Source organism: Patiriisocius marinistellae (assembly GCF_009014635.1).
Classification (GTDB): domain Bacteria; phylum Bacteroidota; class Bacteroidia; order Flavobacteriales; family Flavobacteriaceae; genus Patiriisocius; species Patiriisocius marinistellae.
On the sequence record NZ_BKCF01000006.1, the window covers coordinates 80,107 to 92,869 of the forward strand.

Genomic DNA, 12,763 nt, shown 5'->3' on the forward strand with positions numbered 1-12,763 from the left:
TTATTGTTTGATTGTTTCATTATTTTCAGGTGCAGGTGTCTCTTTGATTCTATCACCCGATTCTTTTTTAATTTTCTCCTTAGTCTCTTTTTCTTTTTCTTTCTGTTTTTTTTGTTCTTCCCTTTCAGCTTGTGAGCGCAACATAGCATCCCATAATTCACTAAATTGATTAAACTCTTGTGTGAATATCAATGCAAGACCACTTACAATGGTTTGACCATCAATCACATTTTCAAATTCATTCCTTCTAAAACCCTTTAAGCGATAACGACCGTTTTCTGTCAATAAATATTCTAAACTCACATTACCTACTAGTGGTGTAGCTTCAGAAGTAGAACTACTTCCTTGTAAATCTACAGCACTCCCCACTCTTACTATTAACCGATCATCAAATAGTTTTTTTTGTGCAGCAATATCTAATTGGGTTCGCTCCTGTGGACTATCACCTTGATAATCTGTATAACTATCAAGACCAAAATCTAACTCCACTCCTGTATCTCCTAATAGCTTATCACTAAAAACATTAAGTTGATCTGCTAATGCATCATTAATATTATCTCGTGCGATACTTGCAACTCCACCTCTACTTCCATCGCTTCCGGGCTCTGGGTAAAATCTATTAAGTACTAGTAATGAAAATATTTGTTTGTTAAGTTCTGCTTCTTGACTATTTAATTGTTGTACTCTACCATACACTTGACCTCCTATTGCCCCTTGTTCATCTTCTTCCATATCAAGGTTAAAATCAATTACTGGTGCAGTAAGCTCACCATCAATATTAAGAAATACTTGAAAAGGTAAAACTTGTCTAAATCGTTGTTGCACACTTGGATCTGATCCAGATGTTACAGAAGCCATTAATGGCGAAGCAGATGCTTCTACATCATATAGCGCTCGTACGTCAAGTTTGGCATCAAATGGGTCTCCTACCCATGTGACTTTACTTCCAGATACTAGTTTAAACTTTCGGTTGACTAAATTGTAAAGATTCATCTCATAATGACCTCCAGCAGCAGTATAAATACCTGAAAGTGTCATATTTCCGTTAGGATTAATTCTAAAATCAAAATCACCATCACCATACACTTGAAAATTATCTCCTGTGTTTTCGTCAATAATAATATTCAACTTTGCATTCTTCCCTACATTAATTTTTGCTTTAATATCAAAACCTGCAAGGGTTGCTGTTTCCTCTTGTGTACGCGTTAAAATTGCATCTGGATTTTCACGATTTACAAATATTACAACACCTTCTCTGCTTTCAATATTTACGGCAGTAGAGGGTAAAATATATGTAACATTAGTATTTTCATTTATCGAAGCAGTTACATCGACTTTGGGGATTTGTAAATCTCCTTTTACAGTAAGATCTGCACTAACTGTTGCTTGTCCATAAACTAAATCATTATCTTCTTTTGTTGCATTTATTAACTGAAAATTATCTGCTTCAACTTGTAAATCAAACGTGGGATTTAAAAAACTCTCTGTGCCTACTTGACCGCTTACAATAAATGTATTGTCGTTTTCATCACGAACTGTAAATGAGTCCATCTGTAAACCCTCATTATTAATTGTAATTGACTCGTTGACAAATTTAAATGGGGCGTTAAGTTTTTTTATGGTTAATGCAGCATTGTCAAATATAACTTCTCCATCATATTTAGGTGCTGCTAGTGTTCCATTAACATTAAAGTTACCACGCATGGTTCCACTTGTATTTGTAATTTCTCCAAATGAAAATCCTTCAAAAGCGTTCATGTTGACACTATTAAGTGCTAGGTCTAAATTAAGTAATGGACTTTCGTCGTTGGCTTTATAATCACCTGTTAGATCAAGATCAACTTCTCCCCCCTTAATTGCTGCGTTAAAATCATAAGAGGCACCACCTAAAGATTTTGCATCCACAGTCATTGTTCCTAACTCAACATCAAGTAAGTTTAATTGTTCTATGGTAAGATCTGCTATAATTCCTGTAGCACCAAAGGGTTCTTCTAAAATAAAATCACCAGAGAGTTTCCCTTTAGCAAATTTTTCATCCGGATTTAAATAATTTAAAAACTCACTAAGTTTAAAATTCTGAAAATTAACCGCGATATGCTCTTTTGAAATTGATGGCAAATCATCTTTAAATGAAACTGATTGCGTGTTTCTACTAAAATTAAAATCATTAAAATCTAATGAATACACATCACTAATCTTACTAAAAACTATCTCATTATTTTGTGGAGTATCCCACTTTTTTTTCTGTATTATTAAACTATCTGGATTTACATGAAACCGCAAACGGTCTCTATCTCCGGTTATTTGTGACTTTATTTTTATTAAAGTAGAGTCATTTTGAAATGCAATAAAGTCTAAATCTAATTCATTGTTAATTTGATTACCCGAAATCAACGTGCGTTGAATATCAATAGGGCCAGCTTGGATATTTTTAAACCCTAAGTCAAAAATAAATTTGTCCTTATCTGTATCCATAGAAAAAGCAAGACTATCTATTTTATTCCCGCCGTAATTAATAAGAGGTGCGGTTACATTTGCTTTTAACTCTCGCAAGGTTTCGTCAAAGTCAACCGCTATATTAATTGTATCTAGTTCTTGAATATTAACTAAAAAAACTTCCTTTAGTAAAGGTGCTTCACTAATGGTGCCTCTAGCCTTTAATTTCACAGGGTTTTTAAGTGTATCCTGCCTTACAGCATCTCTATAAAAATAACTCGCCACATGTGTTTGTAATGCGGTTGCAAATGATTGAGGATCTGTATTAGATTCTAGCTCAAAGTCCACCATTCTATTCTTTATTGAAAATGCTGTAGAATCCTTTCGCACACTAGCCTTTGCCGTCAAATCACCTACCAAATATGTTTTGTTATCGTAAACAACACGTCCATTTTCAAGAAAAGCAGATGCATCAAAACGCTCTGTGTTTCCTTTAAAGTTAGCTGTTAATATTAAACCTGTTCTCACATCTCTTTGCATTAATCCAAGAGCTTGTAAATCTGCGCCAATAAGATTAAGCTTTAAATCTGCCTCTGTAGCTATAGAATCTAGTACAACAAGTGCTTCTATATCTGCATTAATATTTTCATCTTTATAATTAGAAGTGATAGCTCCTGTTCCTTCTTTAAAAATTCCGTTGAGCTTTAAATCTTTAATTTCATAATCATTAAAAGCAAATGAACTTACTGTAGCATCAATTACAGCGTCAAGATCATTAATACTATTTCCCTTTCCTTTGGCGGTAATATTGAGGCTTAAATTACCTAATTGTTCATTTTGCAGAAGTTGCCCCATTGCATAATTATCAATCCCTACAATGGCATCAAAAGCTATGCGCTCTTCATTTTTATAAGTTCCTTTTACAGTAGCAACTCCTTGAGTAGTTGTAAGAGTGGCATCTGCATACATATTTGAGGCAGTACCATCAATTTCAGCTATTAAAGCAACATCATCTGGTAATGATACTCCTAATGCTGCTTCATCTACGAATTGTAAAATATCATTCTTAGAAGTATTTGCTTTTATCTTCGGAAATTTGAATTCCATTTTTTCTGTGTCTGTCGCATTTTTAATGGTTCCGTTGGCAGAAATTTTAGTGTTGTTTCCCCATTTTACATTTGCACTAGGTATAGAAATATTTGAAAGATATCCAGATGCAGTTACATTTCCGAAGAGCATTTTAGTACTTAGTGTTTTAAAATATTGATTCTGTTTTAAATCTGGTTGAAATTTAAAAACCTCCTTTAAATCTAGTTTAAAGTTAGAAATGTTTACATCAATCTTTGAAGCATCTGGCGCAGAAATTAATTGAGACAAGGATGGATATTGCATTGAAACGCGCCCAGATATACTGTTGTTGTTGACCCTTGCAGCTAAGTCTTTTATTGAAAGTTGCGTGTCTGTGACATTGACAGCAACACCAAATTCCTTAATATTAAATCCAGAAAATTCATTGAAATTAGTTTCGGTAATAGTTAGTCCTGCCTCTTTGTTTTTGATGAAAATGTCGTTTCCTTTTAGAATAAATGACTCTAAAACTATCGCGTTGGGGTTAAAAACACCTTTTTCTGCCTTTGTATTTCCTACATAATATTGAATGTTGTTTCTTTCTAAATTAAATTTATCAATGTTAAATACAATCTCTGGCCACTCAAAAGCCTTTATGTCTTGTGCTACTTCTTCAACAACCTCTTCTGTTTTTTCTGTGATGGCGTTAGTCTCAGTTTCGGTATGGATGCTAATTTTAGAATCGTATAAATTAAATGACGCTATATCAATATTTGTGTCTACAAGATTTGCTAATGGCATACTCATCTCCATTTTTGTAACATCAAATGTTGCGGCAATGCGATCACCTAATGATTGATAATCTACATATGTGTTTTCTAATAATAGATTATCTACAGCTAATATGGGCATAGGTGCAGGGTCTGCATTGGGATCTAAAGGAATAGGAAACTGATGGAATTTTATTTGAGCATTTTTAAGCGCAATATCATTTGCTTTAAATGTCATCGATTCTAGATTTGTTTCCTCCATTTCTAATTGGAGTTCATCGAATACAAAATGACTGTCAATACCAAGTACGGCATCATTGAAAACAACATTAATTGTTTTGAGATTAAAATTTCCGAGGATAATATTTAGAGGTTGTGATTCTTCTTGTGGAGCTGCTGGAGTTTGATCTGCAGTTACAAATGCATCAATCAAAAATTGAAAGTTGTACCCTTCGATAGTGTCTTTTCGAATAACGTTTGCGCGCAATCCTTCCAGATCAAGAGATTCCACGCCAATACCATTACCTTGAATGATGGGCAACAACGGGATGTCTGCTTCTAAAGATTTTGAGTAAACAAGCGTATCCCCTTTTTTGTCTTCGAGATAAAGTCCTTTTAATAAAATATCTCCATCGAAAGTGATATAAAGTTTATCAATAGCAACTTTAGTTTGGGTCTTATCACTTACATAATTAACCGCTTTATTAACTATTATATTTTGCCCCCATTCACTACGAATAAATAATACGAGGAGTAATAAAAAAATTAAGATACCTAGCATTATTTTTGCAAAAATGCGAAGGGCTCTATACTTTTTCTTTCTCTTAGGGGATTCTTCTTTTTTTTCTTTTTCTAAACTCAATTTGTTCCTTCGCCTTTTTTGCAAAGCTATCGTTTTTAGGTTTTTAATAAGTTATAGAAATGATAAGGTTTCAATAAAAATTACAACCCATTTACATGAAGTAAATACAATTTAAAATATTGATAAAATTAATTAAGTTGTTCAATTAAATCTTCGTATGTATAATATTCTTTTGATTTCTCTTTACCTCCTCGAGTGTATAAAATAGGAACTCTAATTGCTTTAAGCCCTGTTACACCTTGCAGGTCTTCTAATTCAAGAATTTCAATTTCTGTATCTAAATGCTTTTTAGTTTGTAAAAATTGAATGTATTTTAAATATTCTTTTTCATCTTCTTTTTGAGAATAGATAATTGCAATTTTCCCTGCTTGAGTAATGCGGTCTTCTGTTCCTTTTACGTTTGCTTTATCAACACGCTTTTTTATTACTTCATAACGAGCATTGTATGTACCGTCTACATCAAAACGCTTTTCATCCATCCTAAATCGTAATGCTAAAGATGAATTAAATACAAGAATCATTGATGCAACGTCTAACGGAATTGGCAATGTTTCTTTCATTTTATAGTAACTATTCTCCATTTCGCACATTACTTGAAGTTGCCATAAACGCAGGTTGTATAAATAGATTTTATTAAAGCTCTTCTCTTTCGTAATAGACTCACCTATATACATATTATGCTCAACTCCATCAGTCTTAAAGCGCTCAAAATAATGAGGATACATTTGCTGTGCGTCTCGTTGGTTTCGATCAATAACACTTGCCATACGCTTGTTTATTTGCATTACAGACTCATCATAATCTTTCCTGTGTTTGTAAACAAAACCAGTGTTACTCTCAACGAGTTCATTATATTCTGCAATGAGTGTTTTAAGAGTTTCATTCTTTTTTGAGAGATGCTTAAAAAGGGGGATAATTTCTGATTTTAAAAACTTAAGAACAGAACGCTCACTATCTACTTGGAAATTTTCTTGTAAGTCTTTTAAAAAACTATCAATCCTATAAGATAACTGTTCATAAATTGGTAATTTTTCAAGAACATAAATTTGTCTAACAATTTTTTCTACATGATGCAATTGTAATTCCAAGTCATCTTTTACAGCCAGATTTCTAGCTTCAGACGAACCTTTGATATCAATTTGTCCAAATAATGGATATACATCATCAAACACAGCTTCTCTAAATGTTGCTTGATTTCCAAGAGCTATAGATCTAGCGTATCTTTTAGCCTCTTTTCTAAATTTCCAATGAACACTTTTGTGTATTGACGTACATTCTTCCTGTATAATTAACTCTAATTCATTTTCAACATTTTCTTTTGCCTGGATCACGTATTCATTTAAAAACGGCATCATGTCTCTCAGCTTATTTGCATTTACAGAATTTAAAGCATTTTTAGTTGGAGATACTAATTCCATAATTCCTAAAAGTTTACCATTATCTACGATAGGTGCGAAAATGGCACTTTCAATTTCTTGATCCATTAATTTTCTATACAGTGAGTTATCTGGATAAAGTTCATGATATCTCGAAGCATTTGAAACTGTATAAAATTCATTTTGTTTAAATAATGTATAATATGAAACTTGGCAAAGCGCGTCTTCACTAACGAGAGATTTTTTACCACATAAAATAAAACTAGACATGCTTGTATTTTCTACAATTTGATCCAAAGTATTATCCTCTGTATTATATTCAGAAAATCCTATTCTTAAATCTGGACAATTAAAAACAGAAGCAAAAATGCCTCTAAAATTATCCTCGTTCATTTCTTTTTTAGCCTTATCGTTTATTAAACTAGCCTTAAAGTCTGAAATATTAACATCTGCAGTAGCATCAAACATATTAGCTAATATAAAGCCTTTAAAAATATAGCTTCCAGGAGGAAATTTTTCTTTCCACAATGCAATTTTATCAAAATTATCTAGTAATTCTTCAAAATCACTTTCAACAAATTTTGGCGCTTTTTTTGTTTTTATTATTTCAACAAAGTCTGCATTATAAAGCAAGCGGTAATGTTTTGTAATACCGTTTTCAGAAGGTATTTTAAAATACAATGGTCTACTAAAATCTGCTTTAAACCCGTAGCAAAAATTCATTATAATAACACAACCTAAAATATAATATTCATCCTCAGTAAAGTTATTAAGTTGAACTTTAAAATCTGGACCAGCATTTTTAATTATTTTCTGAAATCTTTCTGAAGTCTTAAAAATGAAATCATTATAAGGTATTGTTGCTATTTTTATTTCATTGTTTTCTAAAATTGAAGAAAACATATCCTCCATTACTAAATCAATTTGATTTTTATAATTCCCTATTTTAGACAAATCAGAAATACCCGTAGAAAGTTCAGGAAATTTATCCGCAATTTCTAAGACAGAAACTGCTCGTTGTTGCACGAGTGCATTGTCTGAGGAGAGCCTTCCTTTGTACTGGTCAAAGACTTTTTTAAAGCTCACTTCAATCTTTAGTGGGGACTGTTGTTCTTCTGTCTTCATTATCAATTCTTTATTCTATTAAATGTATGTAAAATTATAGGATTTTAGTACGATTTGCCTACAATTAACAAATTTTTGATGTTTATTATATTTCAGAAAAAATACTATATTTTTGTTGAAAATTGAATATTATGAAATTTCTATTATTTATCATTTCGGCAATCACTCTTATCTCTTGCGCAGGCAATAGTGACACCTACAGCCTACAAGGAACAGCAAGTGGTTTTGTTGATGAAACACCAGTTATGGTTTACACCATCAAAGATAATCAAACTACAATACTTGATACATTAACTATTAAAAACGGAAAATTTTCTGGCGACTTTATAAAATCTGAAACACCTTCAGTTCACTATTTAATGATTAACAATAGTAGTATATTATATTTCCCAGAAACAGAAGATTTAACTGCAACTATTTACAAAGATAGCATTCAAGCTTCGTTTGTATCTGGAAATTCTCAAAACGCAGCATACCTTGATTTTAGAAATCAAAAAATATCATTTGCAAAACGTGCTCAAAAAATACAAACAGATTATAAAAATGCAAGAACTGCTAATGATAATGCAGAAATCGCAAGGTTACAGCGTGAAAGTTTAGGTCTAAGAGATGAACAAAATGAGCTAGACGTCAACTTTGCAAAGAAAAATCCAAATTCAATATTTGCTCTAATGCTTGTTTCTGAAATGTTAAACAAGAAAACAATCAATGCTGTTGAAGCTGCCGAATTAGTTAACAATTTTTCTCCAAAAATTGCCGCAACAGATATGGCTAAAGAAATTAAAGCTGTTGCAGCAAATATTAAAAATAGCGATATAGGTGGCGAAGCTCCTGCTTTCTCAGCAAAAACTCCTGACGGAAAAGAATTAGCTCTAAAGGATGCCATGGGTAAATATACTATTATAGATTTTTGGGCTTCTTGGTGCAGACCATGTCGTGCAGAAAATCCTAATGTTGTAAACGTGTATAACCAGTATCATGATAAAGGATTAAATATTATAAGTGTATCACTCGATAAGGCTGGCCAAGAAGACCGTTGGAAAAAAGCAATTAGCGACGATAAAATGGACTGGTATCATGTATCAAACTTAATGGCATGGCAAGACCCTATTGCAAAAGATTATAGTGTGCGTTCTATTCCAGCTACTTTTTTATTGGATGAAAATGGAACTATCATCGCAAAAAATTTAAGAGGCCCTGCACTAGGAAGAAAAATTGCTTCTTTACTTGATTAAATGATATTTTAAATAGTAATAAAAAACCCATCTAATTAAATTAGATGGGTTTCTTATGTGATAAGCTTTTTTATTTAAAGTAATTCAAAACTAATATTGACACTTACTTTAATTTCCATTTCACCAGGCGAAATAGTTTGTTGACCTCCGGCCATTTCGCCATCCATCGCCATTGCACGATACATAGGCTTCGGACTTGAACTTTGTTGAAACTCGCTTATTTGTATCGCTTTACCTACGCTTTGTTGTAAAACTCCAGCATAATCATTTGCTTTCATTTTTGCATTGATAACTGCATTTTTACGTGCTTCTTGCTCTAATTCTTTTTGCTTTGATGAAATAAAATTTACGCCATCAATTCTATTAATACCACTTTGTAATAATCCATTCATTACACTCTCGTAATCACTTAGAGAAGTTAGTTTAATGGATATAGCTTGATTTGCAGCATAATTATAGGTTTTACTATTGTATTCATAATTTTTATTCAATCGTATATAATCTGTCTGAATATTTTTTTCTTTAATCCCCATTTTTTTTAGCATTGTAAAAACCTCGTTAACAACAGCGTCATTTTGTTGTTTAACGGTTTTAGCATCTTTGCCAGTATTTTCAACTCTAGCATTAATGGTGACTTGATCTGGAATTATGGAAACAATACCTTCTCCTGTTACGTCTATTGATGGTTTTTGTGTTTGTTGTCCCATAACTAATGTGGTTGTTAAGATTAATAGTACTGATGTGAGTAATTTCATAGCTGTGATTTTAAATTTTACCTAATTTATGTAACACAAAAAGTAACACAATAGGGACTGCCAATAATAACACAATCCATAAGTCGTTTGTTAATACTGTTGGCATAAATACTAATGCCATTATATAACCAGCAATAGCACCACCAAAGTGAGCATCATGACCTATATTCCCCGCCCTACTTTTCATACCATAAATAGAATACAACAAATATGCCACACCAAAAAGCCAAGCTGGAATAGGAATGGGCACAAAAAACAAATATAAGCTCATCGACGGCTCAAATAATATAGCAGCATATAATATACCTGTCACAGCACCACTCGCACCTATAGCGCTATAATAAGGCTCATCTTTATGAAAATAAAACGATAACAAACTACCTAATAACAAACTAGCTAAATATATTGCTACAAACTTTACTTCACCCACATACATCACAACAACTGGAGCAAAAAAATACAACGTAAGCATATTAAAAAGCAAATGATTAAAATCTGCATGTAAAAAGCCAGAAGTTGCCATTCGTAACTGTTCCCCTTTTTTAATTGCGGCTATGTTAAATTTATATTTGTCAAAAAAATAATGGTCATTAAATCCTTTAATAGAGATTAGCACGTTGGCTGCAATAATGACTAATGTTGCAATATCAATGTTTGGCATATTTCTGAAATTTTAATAGCATTACAAAGATGGGTATAAATTAAAATCTCTACTCCATCTACAATAATTCTTGGTTTAAAATTAAGTAGATTTGTAGAAAAGCACGCTATGCAAAGGCTTCTTTATTATATAATATATCCTTTTTTTTGGTTAAGTTCCTTAGCACCTATGTGGTGGCTCTATTTTAAAAGTGATATTCTATTTTTTTTTGTTTATCATGTTATTGGCTACCGAAAAAAAGTAGTTATTAACAACCTAAAATTAGTTTTTCCTCAAAAAAGCACTTCGGAAATTAATGCAATTTCAAAAAAATTCTTCGCTCACTTTTGTGACATTATTGCCGAAACTATTAAAAGTATTACGATTTCAGAAAAAGAAATTAGAAAACGTTTTAATGTCACTAATATTGAACATTTAAAACCATATTATGATGCTAATAAAAGTATTCTTCTAATGGCTGGACATTACGCAAACTGGGAATGGAGTGGCATTCTCAACCGCATGATGGATCATCAAGCGCATGCGGTTTACAAACCATTGAGAAACAAACAAATGGATGCAGTTGTCAAAAAAATTAGACAACGTTTTGGCGGTGTAATTGTCTCTAATAAATTAGTGGTGCCCATGCTCTACCGCAAAAAGAAAAAGGATGTAAAAACGCTTACATATATCTTATCAGACCAAAGTCCTAAGGATGGTCATTATAAACACAGAGATACATTCATGAATATAGATGTTCCCATGTTTACAGGAGCTGAGGACTTAGCTAAAAAACTAGATTTTGCAGTATTATATTTACATGTTGAAAAAGTAAAAAGGGGCTATTATGCAGTAACCTTTAAAACAATTGCTGAACATGCAAATACAATGAATGATTTTGAAATTACAAGAAAGTTTTATAACCTTTTAGAATCTCAAATTAAAGAAGTTCCTCATCTATATTTATGGTCGCACAAAAGATGGAAACTTAGAATTTAAAAATTAAACCACGAGTCACATAACGCACTTGAATTTTCTGAAGTTTCATTGTGGTGCACAAATTTTGTGCTTTTAAATTTATAATCATCCTTCCACTCATTTGAGTTTTTAGATAACAATATAATACTATCAATCACATAATTAAGCTCCTCCGTAGTGGTTGTGGGATGAATTGATATACGCACCCAACCTGGTTTTAAATCACAAGATCCTTGATTCATTAAATCAATAATTTCTGTAGAGCGTTGTTGATCTATCTCTAATAAATAATGACCATATGTGCCAGCGCAGCTACAACCACCACGAGATTGAATGCCAAATCTATCATTTAATATTTTTACTGTTAAATCATGATGCAAGCTATTTACATTAAACGAAATTACTCCTAATCTATCTTTAACATGTGGTGCTAAAATTGAAATTCCATTAGCACTACCTAATCTTTCAAAAAGTATTTCTAATAATTCTTCTTCTCTTCTCAAAATATTATCAACTCCCATCTCTTCTTTTAACCTAATTGCCAAAGAAGTACGAATAACCTGTAAAAACCCAGGAGTTCCTCCATCTTCGCGTTCTTCAATATTTTCTATATATTGATGAGTACCCCAAGGAGTTGTCCATGCTACGGTACCGCCGCCTGGACAATCTGGAATTAAATTTTTATATAATTTTTTATTAAACACTAAAACACCATTTGTACCTGGACCGCCTAAAAATTTATGAGGAGAAAGAAATACAGCATCCAGATAACTTTCTGGATCTCCTTCAGGATGCATATCAATATTTATATATGGTGCAGAGCATGCAAAATCAACAAAACAGAGACCATTATTTTGGTGCATTATTTTTGCAACTTCATGGTATGGCGTTTTAATTCCTGTGACATTTGAACAACTTGTGATTGATGCAATTTTATATGGGTGTTCCTTATATTTTTCTATTAAAATCTTAAACTCTTTCATACAAAAAAGTCCTTCTTGATCACATGGAATTACTTCTACTTTTGCTATTGTTTCTAACCATGATGTTTGATTACTATGGTGCTCCATGTGAGTAACAAAAACTACGGGTCTTAAATAATCTGGAATATTTGTATACTCCCGCATGTTTTCAGGAATTTTTAAACCAAGTATGCGTTGAAATTTATTTATAACGCCAGTCATTCCAGTTCCTGTAGTTATTAAAACATCGTTATCGCCAGCATTAACATGGTTTTTTATAATTTTTCTTGCTGCATGATATGCACGGGTCATTGTGGTCCCACTTACGGTAGTTTCGGTATGGGTATTTGCTACAAAAGGTCCAAAAAGATGTAGCATCTTCTCCTCAATGGGTCTATATAACCTACCACTAGCAGTCCAATCTGTATAAACTATCTTTTTCTCTCCATAAGGTGAAACAAATGATTGATCAATACCTAGAATATTATTTCGGTATTTCTCAAAATAAGTTTCTAAAGCAGTTTTGGGTATCGTAGCTTCCATAATTGGTTGTTGT

At 32.3% G+C, this 12,763-nt stretch carries 7 protein-coding genes; 2 read left to right on the forward strand and 5 right to left on the reverse strand.

What is annotated here, in order from left to right:
* Both GB234_RS13640 and GB234_RS13645 read right to left on the reverse strand, forming a co-directional pair.
* Complete coding sequence (locus GB234_RS13640) at positions 1-5,136, reverse strand: translocation/assembly module TamB domain-containing protein (protein ID WP_235906143.1); 5,136 nt, start codon at positions 5,134-5,136, stop codon at positions 1-3.
* 128 nt (positions 5,137-5,264) lie between these two features.
* Complete coding sequence (locus GB234_RS13645) at positions 5,265-7,637, reverse strand: GAF domain-containing protein (RefSeq protein WP_151895140.1); 2,373 nt, start codon at positions 7,635-7,637, stop codon at positions 5,265-5,267.
* Positions 7,638-7,768: 131 nt separating this feature from the next.
* Here GB234_RS13645 and GB234_RS13650 point away from each other — a divergent pair, with 131 nt between their 5' ends.
* Positions 7,769-8,872, forward strand: coding sequence for a TlpA disulfide reductase family protein (locus GB234_RS13650; protein ID WP_151895141.1), 1,104 nt, complete (start codon positions 7,769-7,771; stop codon positions 8,870-8,872).
* 74 nt (positions 8,873-8,946) lie between these two features.
* Here the strand turns inward: GB234_RS13650 and GB234_RS13655 are convergent, their stop codons facing one another.
* Together GB234_RS13655 and GB234_RS13660 are read right to left on the reverse strand one after the other, a co-directional pair.
* A complete protein-coding gene (locus GB234_RS13655; RefSeq protein WP_151895142.1) occupies positions 8,947-9,627 on the reverse strand; it encodes an SIMPL domain-containing protein in 681 nt (226 codons plus the stop codon).
* 10 nt (positions 9,628-9,637) lie between these two features.
* Positions 9,638-10,288 (reverse strand): rhomboid family intramembrane serine protease, encoded by a 651-nt coding sequence (locus GB234_RS13660; protein WP_151895143.1) that lies wholly within the window; start codon positions 10,286-10,288, stop codon positions 9,638-9,640.
* Positions 10,289-10,396: 108 nt separating this feature from the next.
* Between GB234_RS13660 and GB234_RS13665 the strand changes: the two genes are divergently transcribed.
* Positions 10,397-11,266, forward strand: coding sequence for a lysophospholipid acyltransferase family protein (locus GB234_RS13665; RefSeq protein WP_151895144.1), 870 nt, complete (start codon positions 10,397-10,399; stop codon positions 11,264-11,266).
* Here GB234_RS13665 and GB234_RS13670 read toward each other — a convergent pair.
* The gene (locus GB234_RS13670; RefSeq protein ID WP_151895145.1) at positions 11,263-12,750 is read right to left on the reverse strand and encodes an aminotransferase class V-fold PLP-dependent enzyme; all 1,488 of its coding nucleotides are present in this window, start codon (positions 12,748-12,750) and stop codon (positions 11,263-11,265) included. The genes GB234_RS13665 and GB234_RS13670 overlap by 4 nt on opposite strands.
* Positions 12,751-12,763 lie beyond the last annotated feature (13 nt).

Coding starts and splice junctions, on each gene's coding strand:
- GB234_RS13665 (WP_151895144.1), top strand. CDS start 10,397: ATGCAAAGGCTTCTTTATTATATAATATATCCTTTTTTTTGGTTAAGT.
- GB234_RS13660 (WP_151895143.1), bottom strand. CDS start 10,288: ATGCCAAACATTGATATTGCAACATTAGTCATTATTGCAGCCAACGTG.
- GB234_RS13655 (WP_151895142.1), bottom strand. CDS start 9,627: ATGAAATTACTCACATCAGTACTATTAATCTTAACAACCACATTAGTT.
- GB234_RS13650 (WP_151895141.1), top strand. CDS start 7,769: ATGAAATTTCTATTATTTATCATTTCGGCAATCACTCTTATCTCTTGC.
- GB234_RS13670 (WP_151895145.1), bottom strand. CDS start 12,750: ATGGAAGCTACGATACCCAAAACTGCTTTAGAAACTTATTTTGAGAAA.
- GB234_RS13645 (WP_151895140.1), bottom strand. CDS start 7,637: ATGAAGACAGAAGAACAACAGTCCCCACTAAAGATTGAAGTGAGCTTT.